The organism is Tepidamorphus gemmatus, from assembly GCF_004346195.1.
GTDB classification, from domain to species: Bacteria; Pseudomonadota; Alphaproteobacteria; order Rhizobiales; family Tepidamorphaceae; genus Tepidamorphus; species Tepidamorphus gemmatus.
Genome location: NZ_SMAK01000008.1, coordinates 79175 through 102287, shown reverse-complemented (window position 1 = coordinate 102287; position 23113 = coordinate 79175). Strand labels below are relative to the sequence as shown.

Sequence of the window (23113 nt, the reverse complement as noted above, 5' to 3'; positions counted from 1 at the left end):
GATGCGGGGACTGTTGCGCGCCTTCGAGCACATCCAGTGGTCGCTCGCCGCCATCGGCGGCGGTCTGTGCCTGTTCGCCATCCTGATCCTGACGGTCGTCACCGTCTATGGCCGCTACGTGCTCGGTGCCGATCTCGTGCCCGGCGGCTACAACATGATCGAGGCGGCGTTGTTTCCGCTGATGGTGTTCTGGGGCCTGCCGCTGGCGCACCGCGAGGGCGCCTTTCCGCGTCTCGAGGTGCTGTCGAGCCTGGCGCCGGGACCGCTCGGCAAGGCGATCTCGGCCTTCGTGCTCCTTGTCGAGGCGGCCGTCTATGCGATCGTGCTCTGGTATGCGGGCAAGTTCACGCTGGTGGCGATCGACAGCGGCCGGCAGTTGCAGATCGGCACCGGCTACTGGCCGGCCTGGCCGGTGGTGATGATGGCGCCGATTTCGTTCGGGCTGATGCTGATCGAGATCGTGCGGCTGATGCTGCGCGAGCTGCGCTCGGTCCTGGCCGCCGACTGAGAGGACATCACCGGTGACACGACCCGATCCGCGTGGCGATGCGGTGTTCGAGCGCGCCACCGACCGCATGGCCATGCTGCGCCACGACCGCCCGCAACGGCTGACCGCGATGACCCGGGCCGGGATGCGGCATCTCGCGACGCTGTTGCAGGAAATCGGCGAGGATCCGACCGTCGGCGTGGCGATCCTCTCCGGCTCGGGTCGCGGCGTCTGCGCCGGGCTCGACATCTCCGGCGGCGAGCTCGATGTGCAGGGGGCGGCGCGGGACATCGCGGAATGCTCCGCCCTGCAGGAGACCTGCGCCGGCGCGATCCCCATCCGCACGAGGCCCCGGCGCGATGACGCCGATGATGATACCGGCCGTGCGGACCGGGCCGGTCTACCCGGCCCGATCCAGCCGGCCTGATCTACCCGGCCAGCGTGTAGGCGGTCTTGACCGTGGTGTAGAACTCGCGCGCATAGGCGCCCTGTTCGCGCGGTCCGTGCGAGGAGCCTTTCCGGCCGCCGAAGGGAACATGATAGTCGACGCCCGCCGTCGGCAGATTGACCATGACCATGCCGGCCTCTGCGTTGCGCTTGAAGTGCGAGGCGTATTTCAGCGAGGTGGTGCAGATGCCCGCGGACAGCCCGAAGTCGGTATCGTTCGCGACCGCGAGGGCCTCGTCGTAATCACCGACCTTGATGACGCTGGCGACGGGGCCGAAGATCTCCTCGCGGCTGGTGCGCATCCGGTTGTTGGCGCCGACCAGGAGCGCGGGCGCAAGATAGTAGCCTTCGGTCTCGCGGTTGAGCCGCTCGCCGCCGATCACCTCGCAGCCCTCCTCACGGGCCAGCGCGATGTAGCGCAGATCCTGCTCGAGCTGCTTCTCGTCGACGACCGGTCCGATGTCCGTGCCCTGCTTGAGCGCGTTGTCGATCCTCAGGGTCTTGAGCTTCGCCGTCATCGCCTCGACGAAGCGGTCGTGAATCTTCTCGGTGACGATCAGCCGCGAGGAGGCGGTGCAACGCTGGCCGGTGGAGAAGAAGGCACCGTTGACGGCAGCGCCGACCGCGACATCGAGGTCGGCGTCGTCGAGGACGACCAGCGGGTTCTTGCCGCCCATCTCCATCTGCAGCTTCTTGCCGCTCTCGGCGCAGGCAAGCGCAATGCGCTTGCCGGTCTGGACGGAGCCAGTGAAGCTGATCGCGTTGACGTCGGGCGAGCCGATGATCGCCTCGCCGACGACCGATCCACGCCCCATCACCAGATTGAGCACGCCGGCAGGCAGGCCGGCATCGACCAGGATCTCCACCAGCGCATGGGCCGATCCGGGTACGAGGTCGGCCGGCTTCAGCACCACCGTGTTGCCCCAGGCAAGCGCCGGCGCGATCTTCCAGGCGGGGATGGCGATCGGGAAGTTCCAGGGCGTGATCAGGCCGACCACGCCAACTGCCTCGCGGGTGATCTCGATGCCGACACCGGGCCTGACGGAGGTGATCGCCTCGCCGCCCGAGCGCAGCGCCTCGCCGGCGAAGAACTTGAAGATCTGACCGGCACGGGCCGCCTCTCCGATACCTTCGGCCAGGGTCTTGCCCTCCTCGCGCGACAGCAGCCGGCCGAGCCGCTCCTTCTCGGCGAGGATGCGGGTGCCGGCGGCGTCGAGCAGGTCGAAGCGCTGCTGCGGGGTGGAGCGCGACCAGGCGTGCAGCGCATCCTTCGCCGCCGCGATCGCGGCATGGGTGTCAGCAGCAGTGGCGCGCGCGTACTCGCCGACGATGTCGCTCAGGTCGGACGGATTGACATTCGGCGCGTATTCGCTGCCCTGAACCCACTTGCCACCGATCAGGTTGTCGTGTCTCGCCGTCACTTCGGTCTCCTTGGTGATGGAATGCGGCGGTCGCCGATGCGCGGCGACCGTTCCGTTCGCGCGGCAAGAGACCGCGCGAGGGCGCTTTCGTCAACGCCTGCGGAATACCGGCGGTCGCTTTTCCTTGAAGGCACGCCGGCCCTCGGCCGCGTCCTCGGTGGCGAAGCACACGGTCTGAAGGTCGCGCTCGTACTGGATGGCGTTTTCGAGCGGCATGGCGAAGGCGGCCTTGAGGTTGAGCTTGGCAGTCTCCGCCGCGATCGGGGCGCGGCTGGCGATGGTGGCGGCAATCTCGCGGGCCCGTCCGATCAGCATGTCGGGCTCGACGATCTCGCTGATGAGCCCCCAGGACAGAGCCCGCTCGGCAGCGATCGGATCGCCGGTCATCACCATCAGTGCGGCATTCGACGGACCGATCGAATGGGCGAGCAGCGCGGTCATGCCGCCGCCGCCGATCCAACCGAGCTTGATCTCGGGAGCAGCGAAGCGGGCATTGGCCGAGGCGATGCGGATGTCGCAGGACAGCGCCATCTCCAGCCCGCCGCCGAACGCGTAGCCATTGACCGCGGCGATCGACGGCTTGGTCAGGCTGCGCACCGCATCGCAATAGTCCGGCCGGCCGCGGAACGACCAGGCCGTCGGATAGGCATCGAGTTCGCGAATGTCGCTGCCGGCGCAGAACGCCTTCTGCCCCGCTCCGGTCAGCACCACCGCGCGGACGTCATCGTCACCGTTGACCGCCGCGACATGTCGGCGCAGGGCGTCGGTCATCTCCGGCGTCATGGCGTTGAGCTTGTCGGCCCGATTCAGGGTGATGACGGCGACATGGCCGTCGACGTCGAGGGTTACGGTGTCCATGTGTCTGTCTCCTGCATCAGCGCCAAGATGCCGTCACAGGCTGGCGCCGGGACGAGGAAAGCCGTGGTCGTGCTCCTCATATTTCCGCTCCGTCCGGTCGGGCGGCGGCATAGGCGTCCTGAAGCCTTGCCAGCGTCGCAGCTGCGGGTGTGCGAGCGCTCAGCGCCTCGCGCAGGATGGCCGAGGCCCGCGTCTGGAACGGGATGTATCCGTGGAAGCGCGGCCGCACCCAGGCCGCCTCCAGCGTCGCGGCGGTGTCGCGGTAGAACCCGCCCCAGCGGGCGTTGACCGCGGCGTCGGCCCAGGCGTCGCGCCGGCTCGGCTGGCCGTCATGGGCAGGGATGAACGCCGTCTGGGTCTCGCTCGACATCAGCCAGCGCAGATGGTCGAGCAGCGCCGGCGTTACCTCGGCCCGGCGGCTGACGGCGATGCCGGTACCGCCGAGCGTCGAGCCGGGTCGCCCGACCCCCGCGACCACCGGGGCGTCGGCGAAGCGGACGGCAAGACGGGCGGGATCGGCCGGCGCAGCATAGTTGACATAGCCGTAGACCAGCGGCACGAGCGCCAGATCCGCGTCCTGTGCCATGGCCTCGAGCAGACCGATCGGGTTGAGCGGCTTCGTCCAGTCCGGCGTCGTCGCGGCGAGGGCTGCCATGATCTCGAGGGCGGCCGTGCCCGTTTCCGCCGACACGAAGCGTCCCGGATCACGGCTCGCCGGCGGCTCGCCCAGCGCCACGCACAGGCTCATGAACGAGAGGATCGCATGGGGCCCCGCGAGCGACAGGGCGACCGGTCTGCGCCTGGCGACGGTGACCACCTCGTCCCAGGTCCGCGGCAAGGCTTCGTCAAGCCGCTCAGGCCGGCAGGCCATGACCTGTGTCGCGGCATCGAGCGGCAGCGCCCAGTGGCGTCCGGCATAGCGGTAGCTCAACAGGCAGGGGCCGATGGTGGCGGTGGACCAGCCGGCGATCTCCGCCGCTGCGAACAGATCCTCGAGCGCGAAGAAGCAGTCCTTGGCGACTGCCTCGCCGACATGGGGGTGATCGATCACCACGATGTCGAATCGGGCCGCGAGATCATCGATGGGGTGGGATTCGAAACCCTCGAGCGGCTGCCTCGACCAGGCGATGGACAGTCCGTCGCGAACCGGATCGAGGGCCGCCGCGGCGGCGGCCAGCGCGTTGTAGCCGCGCGGATGATCCCAGGTCAGTCCGAGATAGTGCGGCGCGCTCACGGTCTTTCCTCGGCGACGACCGTCTCGGCCAACAGCGAGTCGATGCGGGCCTCGTCGTAACCGATCTCCCGCAGGATCTGCCGCGTATCCTCGCCGACGACCGGCGCACCGCGATAGACGCGGGCGGGCGTCTTCGACATGCGGAACGGGAAGCCCGGCATCTTCACCCGGCCCTCTGTCGGGTGATCGTACTCGACGAAGGTGCCGTTGTGGCGGATCTGCGGGTCGTCGACCAGCTCGGCATAGCCATAGACCGGGCCCGCCCAGATGTCGGCCTCGGCGAACAGCTTCAGCCAGTCCGCGCTGGAGCGCTCCTTCAGCTTCTCGCGGGTCTTGGCAAAAATCTCGTCGCGCCGCGTCCAGCCGTCGGTCTCGTCATTCATCGTCAGGAAGGATGGCTCGCCGATCACCTCGCCGAGTTTCCGCAACGGCGGGAAGGCGACGATGATGTAGCCGTCGCTGGTGGCGAAGGCGCCATAGGGCGCGCGGATATAGACGTGGGCGTGCGGCTCGGCCGAACGGGTCTGCGGCTTGCCGGCGATGGTGAACACCGACAGTTCCTGCATCTGCAGGGTGGTGATGGCATCGAGCATGTTGACATCGACGCGCTGCCCTTCTCCGGTGCGCTCGCGGTGCAACAGCGCGGCGAGCGCCGCCTCGAAGGCCGTATAGGCGGTAACGGCATCGACCAGGAACTGCCCGGCCGGCGTCGGTGGCTCCCCCTCGCGGCCCGCCGACAGCATCGCGCCGCTCATGCCCTGCAGGATCAGGTCCTGACCCGGCCTGTCGCGGTAGGGTCCATCCTCACCATAGCCCGACATGGATACGTAGACGAGGCGCGGATTGATCGCCGACAGCGTCCCGTAGTCGACGCCGAGGCGCTCGGCGACGCCGGGACGGTAATTCTGCAGGAAGACGTCGGCGGTCTTCACCAGGTCGAGCAGGATCTGCCTGCCTTCCGGACGCTTGAGGTCAACCGCGAGGCTGCGCTTGTTTCGGTTCAGCGACAGGAACGAGACGTTGATGCGATTGCCGCGCGCGCCGCCCGCCGCCGTGTGGCGCTGCCACTCGCCGGTGACGGGCTCGACCTTGATGACGTCAGCGCCCAGATCGCCCATGCGCTGCGCCGCGAACGGACCGGCCATGGCGATCGAGCAGTCCAGAACCCGGTAGCCGGAAAGTACGCCCATTTCATTCATCCTCGAAACCTGACGTGACGAGCGGCGAGGCGCCCCAAACTTGCTGTCGTACGGCTCGCGGCCGCTCACGCCGACCGTTCGGGCCAACCCCCTCCTGCAGGGGGAGAGGGTATCGTGCGAGCCCGGACACGGTGCCGCGTCTTCCCATGGGGGTCGGGTTGCATGGCCGGTGCATCGCCACGGATACCCTCTCCCCTCGCGGGAACCGGTGGCCCGTGCCGCGCGCGGGTCGGGCATGGAGCCATCCGACCGGCACTCCGCCCCATGTCACTTCATCACCCAGCCGCCGTCGACATTGAGGGTCTGGCCGGTGATGAAGGCCGAGTAGTCGGAGGCGAGGAACATCATCGTGCCGGCGATGTCGCGCGGCGACCCGCGGCGCTTCAGCGACTGATGCTCCAGCACGAAGCGGGCATATCCCTCGGGATCGGGGTGGATCTTCTCCGCGTCGGTGGGGAAGGCGCCCGGCGCGATCGCATTGACAGTGATGCCGAAGGGGCCGAGTTCGCGCGCCCAGGCGCGGGTCAGTCCCACCAGCGCCCCCTTCGAGGCGACATAGGGGAACAGCTTGTCCCAGCCGCCATAGAAGGTGATCGAGGCGACATTGATGATGCGCCCCCAGCCGCGCGCCCGCATGCCTGGCGCCAGCGACAGCATGCACTGCACATGGGCATCGACATTGACCGCCTGGACGGCGCGGTAGTCCTCGACCGTGTACTCATCGAACGGCCTCGCCGGATAGATCGCGGCGTTGTTGATCAGGATGTCGACCGGGCCATGCGCCGAGACAATGCGGTCGAGTTCGCCCGGCAGCGCGTCGAGCTGCGAGAGATCGACATGCTCGTAGAGCACCTCGCCGGTCGTGCCGACGGCGCGGGAGAGGAGATCGGCGCCGCGATCGTCGCGGATGTCGAGGGCAATCACCCTCGCGCCCGCATCGGCAAAGGCAAGCGCGATGTCGATGCCGAGCCCGCCGGCGCCGCCGGTCAGAAGGACGGTCCTGCCCGAAAAATCCATGCTCGCCTCCCAGACCGGAGCATCGCCGGTCACCGCGTTGACGTTCATCGGCCGATTGCCTCCCATTCGCCGGTCGGCACCGGGTAATCCTCGTCGGGCTGACCGGCTATGGCTCGGATCCGCGCCTCGGCGGCAGCGATCTCGTCCGCGCCGTCGAGCACGGCGAAGCGGGTCGTGTAGCGCCGCTCCTCGCCGTGGGAGAGACGGATCAGCTCGCCGCGCTCGCGTGCGAACGGCTTGCCGAGCACATGGTTGGTGGAGGGTTCGATGCCGAGGGCATACTGCCCCTCCTGAAGGTTCTGCCACTCGAAATGGGCCGGGAACTCGGCCTTGGCGGTCTCGACAAGGAAGCCGAGGCCGCGGCCGCCGTCGAAGCTGTCGTTGACCAGCGCGACAGGCACCTTGCCGTCGGCGTCCGCGGACATCTCGTGCTCCCAGACCTGCTCGTGGAAATTCGACCGGGGGGCGGGCAGCGTCCGATAGCCGACGCCCTGCCGGCGGTAGTTGTCGCCGGCATGGGCCGCCCACACGGTCTTGCGGATCGGCGCCAGATATCGGCTGCCTTCCGCCAGCACCGGATGGCCGACATTGATGTGGTAGAGGAACATGTGCGGGGTGTCGTAGAAGCCGTGATTGACCACCCGGTCCTTCAGGACGAACTCGTTCGCCCCGACCTTCGCCTCGATCCGGCGGATCAGGTGCAGGTCCTCGCCGAACACGGTGGATTGCTGGACGATGCCCTCGCACCAGAGCGTGCAGTCATCGCCGTCCCAGCTCTCGCCATAGCCGGTGAGCCGGCCCGGGATCGTGCCGATCCGTCCGTGCAGGGAACTGTCGACGCTCTTGCGCGGGCCGTAGACGTAATGGTCGGCCGGATCGGAATCCATGAACAGCGTGTGATCGAGCCCGCAGGTGACCATCAGCCCGGAGAACGACCGCAACCAGGCAAGGCCGCCCTCGCCCTCGTACTCGTGCAGGGCGGGATGGCGGAATCCCGCCGGCGAATGCCAGCCGATCGCCGCCCCCCGAAACTCGCAGTCGGCAACGTCGAGCGCCCGGTCGACCAGCACCGTGAACCGCAAGCCGGTACCGGTCCGGAATTCCAGCATGCGGATGCCGCGCTCCACGCCGTCGCCCAGCGTCATCAGACGGACGCCTGCAAACTGGGACAGCATTCCTGCGTGGCGGGCGACGTCGCGCCGCGACATCGCACGCCCATAAAGCTTCACCATGTCGACGTCTCCAGTACTCGTTACGCCTCGCCGCGGCCCCCCTCGCCCTCGACAATCCCGGCAGCTGTCACGTCCTCAGCGGCCCCGCGGACCGAGGCCGGGGCTGACGGGTCGCGGGACGCCAGCGCCGCGAACGCGAAACCTGCGTCATCCCGGCCGCAACGAGGCGAGGAGCCATGCTCGGGATTGCGCGCCCTGTCGGGCATCCCGCTCCCGGATCGGCCTGCGGCCGCCCGGGATGACGCGCGGATCGATCTGCCCGTTGGTCCTCAAAGCCCGTTCGCCCTCAGCTTGCCGTCGAGGAACTTCTTGGCGCGCGGCACGTCGGCCTCGTCGAGATGCTCGATGATCACGGAGATGTTCGGATGCTTCTCGGAGAGGCGCTTCAGGTAGAGGTCGTAGTTGAGCGAACCGAGACCCGGTGCCGGCAGCTCGATCTCGCCGACGCCGCGGAAGGTGTGCGACTCGAGTGCATCGTCGTCGCCGATGTCGGCGTGCTTCTCCGACTTGTCGTCGCCCGAGCGCTTGACGTCCTTGGCATGGGCGATCTTGATCTTGTCGGACAGCGTGTCGAAGACCTGGTTCAGGACCTTGTCCATGTTGTCGATGTTGTGGGTCTCGAAGTAGTTGGTCGGATCCATCAGCAGGCCGAGACCGGGATGATCGACCTGCGCGAACATCCGCACCGTCTCCTCGACGGATCCGACGACGTTGTTGACATAGGTCTCGAGCAGGAACACCGCGCCGTGGTCATAGGCGTGCTGGGCGAGATCGGCGATGACCTTGCGGCACTCCTCGAACCCTTCCTCGGTCTTGTTCTTCGGGTGGTGAACCCAGTCGCTCTCGGTGTTGAAGGTGCCCGTCTCGGAAATGACATAGGGCGTGCCGAGCAGGCGGGCGTGGCGGATGATCTCCTTCAGATAGCCGACCCGCTTCTCGCGCTCCGCCTTGTCCGGGTGGACGATGTTCGTGTAGCCGGAGATGCAGCAGATCGGCAGGTCGTGATCACGGAAGGTCTCGCGGATCCGCACGCACTTTTCCTTGGTGATCTGTCCGGCCGAGACGTCGATATCCTTGAAATGCATGTCGAGCTGGACGGTGTTGAAGCCGAGCGCGCGGATCCGCTTCGCGGTCTCCTCGAGGCCGTAGGGGAAGTATCCGGTGAAAATGCCCACCTGCATCATGGCGTCAGGTCTCCCTTGGTGTGTCGGTGTGTTCGGTGTGAGTGGTCCGATTCAGACCGGGATCTCGGAAAGCTTCACTGGCCGGTTCTCGGCCATCGAGCGGTAGCCGGCCTCGATCAGCGCCACGGTCTTGACGTTGTCCGCGACGGTGAGGGCCGGCGGCGTCCCGGTCTTCACGGCGTGCTGAAGCTGCTCCATCACGCCGATGAAGGCGTGCGGGAACCACATGGTGTCCCAGCTCGGCGTCACCCATTCGCCGCCGGTCGTCCTGGTCGAGGCATAGGTGAGCGTCGAGGCGGTACCGGTCGGCCAGCCGATCGTACCCTTGGCGACGCCGTCGGTACCCTCGACACGCCAGCCGATGTACTGGTCGTCGCGGTAGCCCTCCTGGCGAGGGCCGGACCAGACATCCTCGAGCGACAGCGCCAACAGGCCGGAGGGAAACTTCAGCGTCGAGAGGGTGATGCCGTCGGTATGCTCGAAGCGGGTGCGCGGATCCTTGCGGGTGGTCGTGAAGATCTCGTCGGGATCACCGAACAGGAAACGCAGCACATCGAGGTGGTGGACGCTCATGTTGGCGAGCGTCAGCCGGTCGTAGCCCTCGAGGAAGGTCTGCCAGTGCGGGATGGCATGCATGTCGATCTGCGCGAAGACCGGGGTTCCGAGGTCGCCCCGGTCGAGGATCTCCTTGAGCACGCGCATCGATTGGTCGTAGCGCATGTTCTGGTTGACGGAGAGGACCTTGCCGGCCGCCTTCGCCTCGTCCCTGAGCGCGATCGCCTCGGCGAGCGTCAGCGACAGCGGCTTCTGGGCGAGGATACCCTTGATGTGCGGCTGCTTCAGCGCGTGCCGGATCAGATCCGGCTGCTGATCCGGCGGAAAGGCGATGTCGAGGATCTCGATCGCCGGATCCTCGATCAGCGCCTGCGGCGTGTCGTGGACCTTGCCGATGCCCCAGCGCTCGGCGACCTTCGCGGCATTGGCCCTGGTGCGCGAGGCGATGGCGGCGACCGGAAAGCCGGCCTGCCTGTAGGCGGCCAGATGACACTCCGCCATGATCATGCCGGCGCCGATGCAGCCGATCGCCAGATCGCGCGTGCGCACCTCGGGGTCCGGATGAAAGCCCATGCTGTCGGCCATGTTGTCGTTACTCCCTGGGCTGGTTCTTGTCCTGGCTTGCTCTGTCGTCATCGCGGACGGCCGCAGGCCGATCCGGGATCGTGATGGATCATCCGCCGGCAGCGTCGCGATCCCGGCTCCTGGGCGACGCCCGGGCCGCGATGATGCCGACAGGATCGTGTGTCCCAGCTCCTCATCCCCGCGCCTCCCGGAACAGGGCGGCGCCCGTGTCGCGGGCGAACAGATGCACCCGCTCGGGCCGGATGGTGAGGCCAACCGGCTCCTTCGGCTTCAGCCGCGGCTGGCCGCGGACCATGGCGCGCAGCACCTGGCCCGAGAACTCGACGTCGACGACGGTGAAGCCGCCGAGCGGCTCGACCTCGTAGACGGCCGCCGTCGCCGCGCCGTCGGTCTCGGGCGCCAAGATCTCGACATCCTCGGGCCGGACGCCGAGATCGACCGGCGCGGCATGATCGATCGGGCCACGGCCGAGCGGCAGCGTGAGCCTGCCGTCCTCGCTCTCGAAACGGCCCTCGCGCACGCGGCCCGGCAACAGGTTGATCGGCGGCGAGCCGACCAGACGGGCGACATAGCGGCTTGCCGGACGGTCATAGATCGCCTCGGGTCGGTCGATCTGGCGGACCTTGCCCTGTTCCAGGATCGCCATGCGGTCGGCGACCGACATTGCCTCCTCCTGGTCGTGGGTGACATAGATGAGCGTCTGGCCGAGTTCGCGCTGGATGCGTTTCAGCTCCACCCGCGTCTCTTCGCGCAGCCGCGCGTCGAGAGCGGAGATCGGATCGTCCATCAGATAGGCCACCGGCTCGCGCACCAGCGCGCGGGCGATGGCGACACGCTGGCGCTCGCCGCCTGACAGCTGGGCCGGCATCTTGTGGAGGATGTGCGCGATATGCAGCTTGGCCGCGACCGCCTCGACACGGGCGGCGATCGCCGCCGCCGAGACCTTCCGCTCCACGAGCGGGAAGCGGACATTGTCGCCCGCGCTCATGTGCGGAAACAGCGCCAGGTTCTGGAACACCATGGCGATGTTGCGCCGCGCGGGGCCCTCGCCGAGCACCGAGCGACCGTCGATCAGGATGTCGCCCGAATCCGGCGTCTCGAGCCCGAGCAGCAGCCTCAGGATGGTGGACTTGCCGCTCGTCGGCGGACCGAAGATGCAGAAGAACTCGTTGTCGGCCACCTCGAAGGAAATGTCGTCGACGGCGACCGTCTCGCCGAAGCGCTTGGTGACATTGACGAACGCGATGCGTGCCATGCGCCCTACTCCGCGCTCAGCGCCAGCCCGCTCGCCCGGTCGAACAGGCGGACGCGCGCCGGATCGGGACGAATGGCAAGACGCTCGCCGATGCTCACGGGATAGCCGTTGCCCTCCACCGCCTTGAGCTGATGGCCGGCAGCGGCCAGATGCAGGATCGTCCGGGGACCGATGCGTTCGACGAACACCACCTCCATTGGCAGCGCTCCGGGAGCATCGACGGGAACGATCGCGACATCCTCGGGGCGGATGCCGAACAGCACGTCGGCGGAGGTCGCCGCAACGCGCGGCGCCGGCAGCGCGCCGAGACCGTCCAGCTCGACGACGACGGCATCGCCCGTGCCGGTGAGCCGCCCCGGCACGAGGTTCATGCTGGGCGCCCCGAGGAAGCGGGCGACGAAGGTGTTGATCGGATTGTTGTAGACTTCGATCGGCGAGCCGACCTGCTGCAACACGCCGTGGTCCATCACCGCGATGCGGTCGGCCATGGTCATCGCCTCGAGCTGGTCGTGGGTGACGTAGACCATGGTCTGGCCGAACTCGCGCTGAAGGTGCTTCAGCTCGGTGCGCATCACCGCGCGGAACGCCGCATCGACATTGGACAGCGGCTCGTCGAGCAGGAAGATCTGCGGATTGATGGCAGCGGAGCGGCCGATGGCAAGCCGTTGCAGGATGTTGACGGAGAGGCCGGCCGACTTCTGCTTGAGAAAGGGCACCAGACCGAGAAGTTCCGCGACCTGCCGCACCCGCGCGTCGATCTCGGCCTGCGGCAGCCTGCGGACCTTGAGGCCGTAGGCAAGGTTGTCGAAGACCGTCATGTGGGTGAAGATCGCGTAGTTCTGGAAGACGAAGCCGACGCCGCGCTCGCCCATCGGAACGCCCGTCATGTCGCGGTCGTCGAAGCGGACGCTACCGGCGGTCGGCGTCTCCATGCCGGCGATGATATTCATCGTGGTCGACTTGCCGCAGCCAGACGGCCCGAGCAGGGCAACGAACTCCTTGTCGCCGATGGTCAGGTCGAGCGACTTTAGCGCCGTGAACGTGCCGAACTGCTTGGTCAGGCCGGAGAGCGTGATCGCCGCCATCGCTCACCTCCGCTCCATCAGCTTCAGGCCGAAGGCGGTGATCACGCTGAGCGAGACCAGGATGATCAGGGCGATCGTCGCCACATAGGACCATTCCAGGTTCTGCAGCGTCACCTTGTAGATGTAGACGGAGATGGTCTCGGTGGCGACGCCCGGCCCGCCGCCGGTCATGATGTAGAGATTGTCGAAGATCTTGAAGATCTCGACCGTGCGGATCACCAGCGCGATGACGATCACCGTGCGGATCCGCGGCAGCATGATCGTGGTGAAACGCTGCCACCACGAGGCGCCGAGCAGGGTCGCCGCCTTGAGCTGGTCTTCCGGCACGCCGATCAGCCCGGCAAGCAGGATCAGGAACATCAGCGGTGTCCACTGCCAGATGTCGGCGATCATCACCGCGATCAGCGCAAGCGTCGGATCGGACAGCCAGGCGGTGCTGACCCGTGTTCCGGTGAGCGCCGACAGGATGTCGTTGATCGGGCCGCCCGACTGGAACAGCATGAAGAACATGTAGCCGGCGACGGCGGGCACGACCATCATCGGGATCAGCAGGATCGAGTAGAACAGCCTCTTTCCCCGGAACTCGTCGACGAACAGGATGGCCAGACCCAGGCCGAGCAGGAACTGGGCAGGGACGCAGACGAGGATGACGAGCAGCGTGCGCCAGAGCGCCGACCAGAACCGGCTGTCCGACATCACGTCAACGTAGTTGGCGAAGCCGTTCCATGATCGCCAGGCGTCGATCCAGCTCTCGCCATAGAGCGGCGACCAGTCGGTCATCGAGATGTAGAGCTGCATCAGCAGCGGAAACACCACGATGAAGACGAGCAGGATCTGCGTCGGCAGCGCCATCCACGTCCCCAGCCGACGGCCTTCCGCGTCGAGCGGCGACTCCGGTGCCGCGGCCATCCGGCCCCCGCGCAGGGACGCCGGTTCGCTCCCCGGTTCGCGCATGGCAATCTCCATGGTCATTGCTTCAGCGCCCCGAAGGTCAGGCCGCGGACGAGGTAGCGCTGGATGGCGATTCCGAGGATGACCGGCGGCAGCGCCGCGATCAGCCCAAGCGCAGCCTTGGCGCCGTAGAGCTGGCCGGTCATCGAGGAGGACAGGCTCGCCATGTAGACCGGGATCGTCACCCAGTCCTTGGTGGTGAGCAGCAGCGCGATCAGATAGTCGGACCAGTTGAGAATGAAGACGAACAGGGCAGAGCTCGCGAATGGCGCCAGCATCATCGGAAAGGTGATCTTCAGGAAGACCCGAAGCCTGGAGCACCCCTCGACCAGCGCCGCCTCCTCAATCTCGCGCGGCATCTCGTCGAAGAAGGTCTTCATCAGCCAGAACGAGAACGGCAGCGTGACGATGCCGTAGATCAGCGCCAGCCCCCACCAGGTGTCGGTGAGATCGAGAAACGTCCACATGATCATCACCGGGATCAGCACCGCCATCGGGGGGAAGATCCTGAGCTGGATCAGCGACAGCGGCAGATTGCCACCGACCCGGAAGCGCGACACGGCATAGGCGGCGGCAGTGCCGCACAGCATTGCGATGATCGTGCCGAAGGTCGCCGACAGCAGGCTGGCCAGGATCGGCCGCCACGCGGTCTTCTCCAGGGCGACCAGGAGTTCGGAACTCGACGTGCCGAAGATGAACCGGAAATTGTCGAGCGTCGGCTCCTTCGGCCACCAGGTCAGCGCCTCGCCGCTCGCAGTCCATTCGCTGATCGGCTTGAAGGCCATCGAGACCATCCACAGCGTCGGGACCAGCGTGATCGCCAGTGCGGCAAAGATCAGGACATAACGGCCGATCTCGGGCCAGAGGCGCGCGGTCATCGCACAGGGCTCCGGTGTAACAGGCTGCGGTCTGATGCATGCACGCTCATCAACACATCTCGCCATTTCGGAGGGGGCGGCACGGACTGGCCGCGCCGCCCGCCTCCAGGCTGCCTCGGGAGGGAGGTTCGCCAGTTCAGGCGTCGACCGGATCGAGAACCGTCGGCCAGGCCTCGGCATTGGTCCGGATCGCGTCGGTGAGCTTGTCCTCGCCGATCCGCCGGACGATCCGCTTCCACTCGCGCTCGGTATCCTCCATCGCCTGCTCGGGGGTCTTGGCGCCGGTGCAGGCGGCCACCAGGTTCTCGTCGAGCGCGTTATGGAAGGCCGTGGCGCCCGGATAGTTGATCGTCGGGACGCTGCGCTCCGCCGTCGCCCGGATCGTGTCCACCTGATACTTGTGGTAGGTTTCCTGAACCAGCGGATCGTCGAAATTGGCGAGCTGGAACGGATCGAAATAGCCCGCCGGGTTCGCCGTCATCCACGAGTAGATGCGGCTCGAGCCGAGCCACTGCAGCAGCAGATAGCAAGCCTCCGGATGCTTCGACTGGGAGGAGACGCTGGCCGAGAGGTTGAGCCACAGTACGCTGCGGCGCACCAGATGGCCATCGAGCTCGCGACCAGGCGGCAGCATCGAATCCATCCTGCCGGTGACCTTGGATCCGGCATTGGCCGGGTTGTCGAGGAATTTCGGCATGTTGGAGAAGGCGCAGGTCATCGCCGCGCCGCCTTCCGCCATGTTGCCGTACTGCTCCGGCCAGCCCCAGGAGATCGCGTCGGGCGAATGGTAGCTGAGACTCTTGACGTATTCGGTCGCGGCCTGGACGCCTTCCGGTGAATTGATCAGCGGATTGGCCTCGAGGTCGAACAGCATCCGGTTCGGCGTGCCGAGCGAGACATAGCGCTGATACCAGTTGGTGTAGCCCCAGCCCTGGTTCCTGAGGTCGGTGCAACCGAACAGGCCCTTGTCCGGGCGATGGAAGAAGGTGGCGATCTGGTCGAGCTCGGCGAAGGTGCGCGGATAACGCAGCGGATAGCCATATTCGGCCTCGAAGGCCTTCTGCTCGGCCGGATCCTCGAACAGATCCTTGCGGACGATCCAGGTCTGGAAGTCGCCGTCGACCGACACGCCGTAGATCGATCCGCGATACTTGTTGAGCAGGCTGACGCCCTTGGCGCCATTCATGTAACCGCGTTCCGGATCGTCCCATTCGGGCCGGTACTGCTCGGCGAACTCGTCGAGATTGGCAAGACCGCCGGTCTCGGCCAGGTCGCCCAGCCGGTTCCACTCGACGGCGTAGATGTCGAGCCCGCCGGCCTTGGTGGCGATGTCCTGCATCGTCTTGGTGAATTCCTGACCGGACGGAACACCGACGATCTCGATGGTGATGCCGGTCTCCTTCTCGAAGACCTCCTTAACCGTCGGTCCTTCGGCCGGATAGGCCTTGGTGAGATGCCCGACGGAGCCCTCGGACAGCATCATGACGATCTTGTCGGGAGCCTTGCCGGCCCCCTTCAGCGCCTTCAGGCCCTCGATCGCACGCCCCTCCGGCGTGTCGGGACCATACTGGTAGCGCTCGGCACCCGGAAAACCCCAGGGGCCGCCCACCATGCCGGGCGCCAGCGTGCCCTCGGCATAGGCGTGACCGAGACCGAGAAACCGCGGCGCAATGCCGACCGCAGCCGTCGCTGCCAGAGCGGCACCGGACTTCAACAGCCTGCGACGCGACGCGTCGAACTTACCCCGACCAGACATGGCCAGCCTCCCTAGGACCGTTGCTCCCGAACATCGTCGTGATGTTTTATGATCGGTTATGATGCATAATGATGCCGCCGTGTCAACAGACACATCAAATTGGCCTGCATATCGCGTCAGACAACAGACGGGTTACGGCATCAGAGGCGGGCGCATCGACCAGCCGAACCAATCGCATGCGGCGTCGGCTGACCGTCCAGCGAACCGGAATCATCTGCTCAATCAGCGAGTTCCGAGGCAGCGGTGGCGAACGACGCCCCGCCCGGCCGCATCCGGCCGGATCCTTCCGCGCTGCAGCCCCCCCTGCCGCCAGCGGCGGAGGATCGCCCCATACCGCCCCGCCCGGAGTGCAGGCGCCACGGCCTGCGCGGCAGACGCTCGGCACGCCTCACCATCGACGCGGCGATGGTTTTGATGTCTTTTGCATCATTTTACATCATGATCGTTGACGGCGCCCCGGTGGCAGCCCACAATGATCGGCAAGGAAGTCGGCGAGTCGACGGGTCATGCGGGCGACGATTTCGGATATTGCGCGGGAAGCGGGCGTCAGCACCGCCACCGTCGACCGGGTGCTGAACAATCGCTCGGGCGTCCATTCGCGCACCCGCGACCGGGTTCTGACCACGGCCGAAAGGCTTGGCTACCTGCCCGGATCAATGGTTGCCGAGACGGGCTACCGGCCGGCGAACGCGACCCGCATCGACTTCCTGCTGCCCGGCGGCACCAACACCTTCATGAACACGCTCGCCGCCCAGATCGCCGCGATGGCCGAATGGCGCGGGCCTCAGGCCGATGTCAGGGTTCGGCTGATCGAAGGCTTCAATCCGGACGCGCTCGCCCGCACGCTGCTCGAGATCCGCGGCGAGACCTCCGGCGTCGGCGTGATCGCGCTCGACCATCCGACCGTGCGCGAGGCGATCCGCGAGGTCAGCGCGGCGGGAATCCCGGTGCTGACGATGGTTTCCGATATCGCCAACGTGCCGCGCATCGGCTATGTCGGCATCGACAACCGCGCTGCCGGACGGCTGGCCGGCCACCTGCTCGGCCGCTTCGTGGGCGCCCGCGCCGGCAATGTCGCGCTGTTTGCGGGCTCGCTCAGCTATCGCGGCCACGAGGAGCGCGAGATGGGCTTCCGCCACATCCTCGCCGAGGAGTTCCCCGGCCTGCGGATCGTCGAGCTGCGCGAGGTCAAGGACGACACCGAACGCAGCTACCGCGAGGCCTGCGCCCTGCTCGATGCGCATGCCGATCTCGCCGGCATCTACAACATCGGCGCCGGCAACCGCGGCATTGCCCGGGCGCTCGAGGAGCGCGGCCGGGCGCGCGACATCGTCTTCGTCGGCCACGAGCTGACCGAGCACACGCGCCGCTACCTGCTGTCGGGCACGATGGATGCGGTGATCGACCAGAACCCGCGGGTCGAGGCGCGCGATGCCATCGACCGGCTGCTGGCGGCCGCCCGCGGCGAGCCCGCCCCGAACCTGCCCGCCATCCGCATCCAGGCGATCTTCCGCGAGAACATCCCGGAAGCGTGAACCGCGCGATTGGTCTATGGTGTCGCGCCGCACCCCTCCGCACGGCATTTCCCAGACGCCGACAGGTCCCAGACGACGACAGACGAGGAAACGCAGATGAGCTTCGATACCACCGCTGGCTTCGCGCTGCCCGAGGATGCCGCAGACGCCGTGCTGGTCGGTCGTGTCTGGCGGCCGGACGTCGGCGGACCCGCCGTCGTCACGGTGCGTGGCGACGATCTCGTCGACATCTCCGAGATTGCCCCGACGGTGCGCGACTTGTGCGAGAGCGATCGACCGGTGGAGATCGCGCGGGCGGCCGAGGGCAGGCGGATCGGCCGGCTCGACGACATCCTCGCCAACACCCCGCGTGCCGACCGTGACCCGGCCCGGCCCTGGCTGCTCGCTCCCATCGACCTGCAGGCGGTGAAGGCAGCCGGCGTCACCTTCGCCATCTCGATGCTCGAGCGCGTCATCGAGGAGCAGGCGCGCGGCGAGGCCGACCGGGCGGCGGCGATCCGCGCCGAGATCACCGCGCTGATCGGCGACGACCTGTCGAAGCTCAAGCCCGGTTCCGAGCAGGCGATGGCGCTGAAGGCGATGCTGGTCGAGAAGAAGGCCTGGTCGCAGTATCTCGAGGTCGGCATCGGGCCGGACGCGGAGGTGTTCACCAAGGCGCAGCCGATGGCCGCCGTCGGCCATCTCGCCGAGGTCGGCATCCACCCGATGTCGACCTGGAACAATCCGGAGCCCGAAATCGTGCTGGTCGTGACCAGCGCCGGACAGATCATCGGCGCGACACTTGGCAACGATGTCAATCTGCGCGATGTCGAGGGTCGCTCGGCCCTCCTGCTCGGCAAAGCAAAGGACAACAACGCCAGCGCCGCGCTCGGGCCGTTCCTCAGGCTGTTCGACGGCGGTTTCGGCCTCGATGACCTGCGCTCAGCCAGCGTCGGCCTCGAAATCGTCGGCGAGGACGGGTTCCGGCTCGAGGGCAGGAGCGACATGAGCCGGATCAGCCGCGACCCGGCCGATATCGTCGCCCAGACGATCGGCAAGCATCACCAGTATCCGGACGGCTTCGTGCTCTATCTGGGCACGATGTTCGCGCCCATCGAGGATCGCGACCACCCGGGCGAGGGCTTCACCCACAAGCCCGGCGATATCGTCACCATCGCCTCGCCGCGCCTCGGGCGACTGTCGAACCGGGTACTGCGCTGCCCGGATGTCGAGCCCTGGACGTTCGGTGTCGGCGCGCTGATGCGCAACCTCGCGCAGCGCGGGCTGATCTAGTCGGTCGATCCCACGGACCTCGAGGGTCGATTGCGGGGAGGGTCCTGCGGCCGATCCGTCCTCGTCCGGAAGCGGCTGGCAGGCTACCGGGACGCCCGCAGTGCGGTCATGTAACTCGTCCACCAGTTCTCGGCGCTGTCGCGCTCGATGACCTCGAACATCCGCCGCCAGCGATCCCGGCGCTCCTCCAGCGGCATGGTCACCGCGCGCTGCAGCATCTCGGCCGTGCCGTCGGTATCGTAGGGATTGACCAGCAGCGCACCGTCGAGCGCCTCGGCCGCGCCCGCAAAGCGCGACAGCACCAGCACACCGGGATCGGCATCGTCCTGGGCGGCGACATACTCCTTGGCGACGAGGTTCATGCCGTCGCGCAGCGGCGTCACCAGGCCGACGCGGCTCGCCCGGAAGATGCCCGCCAGCGCGCGGCGCTGGAAAGCGCGGACAATCAGGCGGATCGGCGTCCAGTCGATGTCCGCGTAGAGCCCGTTCAGGTGGCCTGCGAACCGCTCCAGCCCCTCGCGGATGTCGGCATAGGCCTCGACATCCGAGCGCGACGGCGGCGCGACCTGGAGCAGCGTCACCCGGTTGAGGTTCTCGGGATACTGTTCGAGAAGGCGCCCGAATGCCTCGAACCGCTGCACGATTCCCTTGGAGTAGTCCAGCCGGTCGACGCCGATCAGCTGGAGCCTGTCGCCGAGCACCTGGCGCATGCGCTGCTCCTGCCGCTCGGCCTCCGGAGAGGCGGCAAAACGCCGGAACGCCTGCGGGTCGATGCCGACCGGGAAGACGCCGACGCGGACACGGCGGCCGTTGACCTCCAGCCACTCGCCGTCGAAGCTGCCACCCTCCTCCTCGAGGAAGTAGCGGACGAAGGCCTGCCTGTCGCGCTCGGTCTGGAAGCCGATCAGGTCGTAGGCCAGCATCGCCCGCATCAGGTCGTGCCAGCGCGGCAGGCTCGCCAATACCTCCGGCACCGGGAAGGGAATGTGCAGGAAGAAGCCGATCGGGTGTTTCGCCCCCATCGCCCTGAGCTTCGCGGCGAGCGGCATGAAATGGTAGTCGTGCACCCACACCGTGTCGTCGGGGCCCAGCAACGGGAACAGCCGGGCCGCGAACCGCTCGTTCACCGACCAGTAGCCGCGCAGCAGGTCACGGTCGAATCTGGCGAGGTCGAGGCGATAGTGGAACACCGGCCACAGCGTCCGGTTGGCATAACCCGCGTAGAAGGTCTCGTAGTCCGACTGGTCGATGTCGATGGTGGCGAGGCTGATGCGGCCGGCCTCCTCCGTCTTCAGCCGCCCATGCGTCCCCTCCTCCGTGACCTGGCCCGACCAGCCGAACCAAAGGCCGCCGCGGCGCTTCAGGGCATCTACGATCGCGACCGCGAGACCGCCGGCGCGGGCGCTGTCCCGGATCGGTCCGACCCGGTTGGAGACGACGACGAGCCGGCTCATACGACGGAATCCCAGCGGCGGCTGAGGCGCATCGCGCCGTTGATGAGTCCGACCATCGAATAGGTCTGCGGGTAGTTGCCCCACCGCTCGCCGGTGCGCGGATCGACGTCCTCGGACATGAGGCCGAGCGGATTGCGTGTCGCCAGGACCGACTCGAACATCTCGCGCGCCTCCTCACGCCGCCCGATCCGGGCGAGCGCGTCGATGTACCAGAAGGTGCAGATGTTGAAGGCGGTCGCCGGCGTTCCGAAATCGTCGGCGGCGGCATAGCGGTGCACGTGGTTGCCGTGCCGGAGCTCGCGGCCGATACGGTCGACGGTGGCGACGAAGCGCGCGTCACAGGGATCGAGAAAGCCGACCTCCGCCATCAGCAACAGCCCCGCGTCGATGTCGCTGCCCCCGAAACTCTCGACGAAACTTCCCCGTTCGGGCGACCAGGCATTGTCGATGATCGCCTTGTGGATCGTCGCGGCCTGCGCGGACCAGTAGCGCGCGCGATCGGCCAAGCCGAAATTCGCCGCAATCCTGGCCAGCCGGTCGCATGCTGCCCAGCACATCAGGCTCGACGAGGTATGAACGCGGGCCCGGGTGCGCAGTTCCCACATGCCTGCGTCCGGCACGGCATGCAGCGCGAAGGCGCGCTCGCCGATGCGTTCGAGATCGCGGAAGTCGTCGAGCGTGGGGCGCCGGAACAGGCGCTGGTCGAAGAAGGACTGGCTCGCTGCCAGTACGATGTTGCCGTAGACGTCGTGCTGGAGGTGCTCATGCGCCTGGTTGCCGACCCGTACCGGTCCCATGCCGCGATAGCCGGGCAGGCTGTCGGCAACCGTCTCGACCAGGTGGCGCTCGCGGGCGATGCCGTAGACGGGCTGGACGTGACCGTCGCAGTCGCGGACGATGTTGTAGAGATAGCGGAGATAGGTCTCCATGGTCTCGACCTCGGCCAGGCTGTTCAGCGCCCGCACCACGAAGAAGGCATCGCGCAGCCAGCAGTAGCGGTAATCCCAGGTGCGCTGCGTCCCCGGCGCCTCGGGGATCGAGGTCGTCATCGCCGCGACGATCGCCCCGGTCTCCTCGAAGGTGCACAGCTTCAGGGTTATCGCGGCACGGATCACCGCATCCTGCCATTCGAGCGGCACGGCGAGCCGACGCGACCAGCCGCGCCAGTGGCTCGCGGTCTCCTCCTCGAATTCGCGCGCCAGCGGGGCGATGCCCTCGCTGACGGTCTCGTCCGGACCGAGCAGGAAATCCATCGGCCCGTCGAGTACGAACGGCACCTCGCCGGCGAGGTAGGTCACCGGCGCGTTGGTCGTCAGCCGCAGCACCAGATCGGCGCCGACATAGCGCACATGGTTGCTGCCCATCGTGATCGCCGGCGCCTCCCGCCCCCAGGCGAAGCGCGGGCGCACGCGCACGGTGATGCGCGGCCGCCCGGTGAGCGGACGCAGCCTGCGGACGAGCTGAGCAGGCCGGAACATGCGGCCGCGGCTGGCAAAGCGCGGACAGAAATCGGTGATCTCGATGCCGTCGCCGGCGCTGCTCCACAGCCGTGTCCTGAGGATGGCGGTGTTCGGATCGTAGGCCTGCTCGGACCGCATGTGGTCGTCGAGATCGACGGTGAAGGCGCCCGCATGGCGGTCGGCCTGGGGCGGTGCGCCGAGCAGTGCATGGAACACCGGATCCCCGTCGAAGCGCGGCAGACAGCACCAGACGATCCGCCCGACACTGTCCACCAGCGCGCTCACCGCGCAGTTGCCGACAAGTCCGAGATCCAGTCCGCTCACCCCTCGACTCCCTTACCGGCTCCGTTGGCGAGACACGACACAGCCCGTTCCAGCCAGGCCCGCAACTCGGGTACGGAGTCTGCCCTGTAGCGCGCCAGCGTCGGTCCCGCGCCGACCTTTACGCCGAAGCCCCCCAGTTCGTTCACCGCCCGGAATCCGTCCTCGTCGGTGATGTCGTCGCCGACGAAGACCGGAACACGTCCGCGGAACGGTGCATGCTGCATGAACGCCCGCACCGCCCGGCCCTTGTCGCCGCCCGCCGGCTTGACCTCGAGCACCATCTTGCCATCGAGCACATGCAGATCCGGGAGGTCGCGCACGGCCTCGCGCACGACAGAACGGCAGAGATCCGCAAGATCGGGCCGGTTCCGGTAGTGGAGCGCCATTGCCGGGCCCTTGTGCTCGAGCAGGAGACCGGCGCGGCCGGCGAAATCCTCAAGCCGCGCGACCACCTGCTGCGGGATCGCGCCGGCGCGCCGGCTGCGGCCCGGACGGTCCGGGCGTGGTCGGAGCTCGAGACCATGCAGACCCGCAGCAGGAAGCCTGGCCGGCGACAGGTGCCGATCGATCTCGGCCAGCGGCCGACCGCTGACGATCGCCACTGCACCGCCGAGCAGGCCCGACAGACGTCCGAGCGTTCCGGCAAGTCGCCGCTCGACGCGGATCGCATCCGGCCGTTCGGCGATCTCGACCAGGGTTCCGTCGAAATCGAGGAACAGCGCCCAGCCGCTATTGGGAGCGGGCAATCCGATGTCGTGGCCGCTCATGCCGCGTGCTCCGCCGGATTGCCCCCTGGGGCGGACGCCTGTGCCCCTGTCGCAACAGCCAGCGCCATCGCCCCCTCCTCCGTACCGTCAGGTGTCGTTGCGCCGACGCAACAGGTGAAGCATTCCCGCATCAAACAGCCGTGACCGAGACTCGGGT

The 23113-nt window shown here is 67.4% G+C and carries 20 protein-coding genes; 4 read left to right on the top strand and 16 right to left on the bottom strand.

All coding sequences use genetic code 11. The annotated features are described in order from the left end of the window. The first annotated feature begins 1 nt into the window (after nt 1). Nucleotides 2–508 (top strand): TRAP transporter small permease, encoded by a 507-nt coding sequence (locus tag EDC22_RS13375; protein WP_132807177.1) that lies wholly within the window; start codon nt 2–4, stop codon nt 506–508. A gap of 13 nt (nt 509–521) precedes the next feature. After that, entirely contained in the window at nt 522–914 is a 393-nt protein-coding gene (locus EDC22_RS13370; protein WP_132807176.1) for an enoyl-CoA hydratase/isomerase family protein, read from the top strand. A gap of 1 nt (nt 915) precedes the next feature. Here the strand turns inward: EDC22_RS13370 and EDC22_RS13365 are convergent, their stop codons facing one another. The 13 genes from EDC22_RS13365 to EDC22_RS13305 all read right to left on the bottom strand — a co-directional run bounded on the left by EDC22_RS13365 (nt 916) and on the right by EDC22_RS13305 (nt 16144). Beyond that, the gene (locus tag EDC22_RS13365) at nt 916–2355 is read right to left on the bottom strand and encodes an aldehyde dehydrogenase family protein (RefSeq protein ID WP_132807175.1); all 1440 of its coding nucleotides are present in this window, start codon (nt 2353–2355) and stop codon (nt 916–918) included. 90 nt (nt 2356–2445) lie between these two features. Next, complete coding sequence (locus EDC22_RS13360; RefSeq protein WP_132807174.1) at nt 2446–3213, bottom strand: enoyl-CoA hydratase/isomerase family protein; 768 nt, start codon at nt 3211–3213, stop codon at nt 2446–2448. Between the two features lie 76 nt (nt 3214–3289). Next, nucleotides 3290–4447, bottom strand: a complete 1158-nt coding sequence (locus EDC22_RS13355) for an extracellular solute-binding protein (protein WP_132807173.1) — start codon at nt 4445–4447, stop codon at nt 3290–3292. Then, nucleotides 4444–5637, bottom strand: coding sequence for a CaiB/BaiF CoA transferase family protein (locus tag EDC22_RS13350; protein ID WP_132807172.1), 1194 nt, complete (start codon nt 5635–5637; stop codon nt 4444–4446). The genes EDC22_RS13355 and EDC22_RS13350 overlap by 4 nt, the downstream gene beginning before the upstream one ends. A 276-nt stretch (nt 5638–5913) precedes the next feature. After that, nucleotides 5914–6711 carry an SDR family NAD(P)-dependent oxidoreductase gene (locus EDC22_RS13345; protein WP_207903781.1) on the bottom strand — a complete coding sequence of 266 codons (798 nt, stop codon included), beginning with the start codon at nt 6709–6711 and terminating at the stop codon, nt 5914–5916. Further along, the gene (locus EDC22_RS13340) at nt 6708–7895 is read right to left on the bottom strand and encodes an aldose 1-epimerase family protein (RefSeq protein WP_132807171.1); all 1188 of its coding nucleotides are present in this window, start codon (nt 7893–7895) and stop codon (nt 6708–6710) included. The genes EDC22_RS13345 and EDC22_RS13340 overlap by 4 nt, the downstream gene beginning before the upstream one ends. Before the next feature lie 269 nt (nt 7896–8164). After that, complete coding sequence (locus EDC22_RS13335) at nt 8165–9079, bottom strand: sugar phosphate isomerase/epimerase family protein (RefSeq protein WP_132807170.1); 915 nt, start codon at nt 9077–9079, stop codon at nt 8165–8167. A 51-nt stretch (nt 9080–9130) separates the two neighbouring features. Beyond that, complete coding sequence (locus tag EDC22_RS13330) at nt 9131–10219, bottom strand: Gfo/Idh/MocA family protein (RefSeq protein ID WP_132807169.1); 1089 nt, start codon at nt 10217–10219, stop codon at nt 9131–9133. 172 nt (nt 10220–10391) lie between these two features. Beyond that, nucleotides 10392–11474 carry an ABC transporter ATP-binding protein gene (locus tag EDC22_RS13325; RefSeq protein WP_132807168.1) on the bottom strand — a complete coding sequence of 361 codons (1083 nt, stop codon included), beginning with the start codon at nt 11472–11474 and terminating at the stop codon, nt 10392–10394. Nucleotides 11475–11479: 5 nt separating this feature from the next. Continuing rightward, complete coding sequence (locus tag EDC22_RS13320; RefSeq protein WP_132807167.1) at nt 11480–12559, bottom strand: ABC transporter ATP-binding protein; 1080 nt, start codon at nt 12557–12559, stop codon at nt 11480–11482. Nucleotides 12560–12562: 3 nt separating this feature from the next. After that, on the bottom strand, nt 12563–13468 hold the full coding sequence (locus tag EDC22_RS13315) for a carbohydrate ABC transporter permease (protein WP_132807246.1): 906 nt from the start codon (nt 13466–13468) through the stop codon (nt 12563–12565). Between the two features lie 59 nt (nt 13469–13527). After that, nucleotides 13528–14388: a carbohydrate ABC transporter permease gene (locus EDC22_RS13310; protein WP_132807166.1), complete on the bottom strand. Its 861-nt coding sequence runs from the start codon at nt 14386–14388 to the stop codon at nt 13528–13530. Nucleotides 14389–14524: 136 nt separating this feature from the next. Beyond that, complete coding sequence (locus tag EDC22_RS13305) at nt 14525–16144, bottom strand: extracellular solute-binding protein (RefSeq protein WP_132807165.1); 1620 nt, start codon at nt 16142–16144, stop codon at nt 14525–14527. Nucleotides 16145–16650: 506 nt separating this feature from the next. Between EDC22_RS13305 and EDC22_RS13300 the strand changes: the two genes are divergently transcribed. Both EDC22_RS13300 and EDC22_RS13295 read left to right on the top strand, forming a co-directional pair. Then, a complete protein-coding gene (locus EDC22_RS13300) occupies nt 16651–17679 on the top strand; it encodes a LacI family DNA-binding transcriptional regulator (protein ID WP_132807164.1) in 1029 nt (342 codons plus the stop codon). A gap of 96 nt (nt 17680–17775) precedes the next feature. After that, nucleotides 17776–18951, top strand: coding sequence for a fumarylacetoacetate hydrolase family protein (locus tag EDC22_RS13295; protein WP_132807163.1), 1176 nt, complete (start codon nt 17776–17778; stop codon nt 18949–18951). An 83-nt stretch (nt 18952–19034) separates the two neighbouring features. On the opposite strand, the gene EDC22_RS13290 is transcribed toward EDC22_RS13295, so the two are convergent. The 3 genes from EDC22_RS13290 to otsB are packed head-to-tail and all read right to left on the bottom strand — an operon-like array spanning nt 19035 to nt 22956. Then, complete coding sequence (locus EDC22_RS13290) at nt 19035–20405, bottom strand: alpha,alpha-trehalose-phosphate synthase (UDP-forming) (RefSeq protein WP_132807162.1); 1371 nt, start codon at nt 20403–20405, stop codon at nt 19035–19037. Next, on the bottom strand, nt 20402–22189 hold the full coding sequence (locus EDC22_RS13285; RefSeq protein ID WP_132807161.1) for a glycoside hydrolase family 15 protein: 1788 nt from the start codon (nt 22187–22189) through the stop codon (nt 20402–20404). The genes EDC22_RS13290 and EDC22_RS13285 overlap by 4 nt, the downstream gene beginning before the upstream one ends. Further along, nucleotides 22186–22956 carry a trehalose-phosphatase gene (gene otsB / locus EDC22_RS13280; RefSeq protein WP_132807160.1) on the bottom strand — a complete coding sequence of 257 codons (771 nt, stop codon included), beginning with the start codon at nt 22954–22956 and terminating at the stop codon, nt 22186–22188. The genes EDC22_RS13285 and otsB overlap by 4 nt, the downstream gene beginning before the upstream one ends. Nucleotides 22957–23113: the final 157 nt, after the last annotated feature.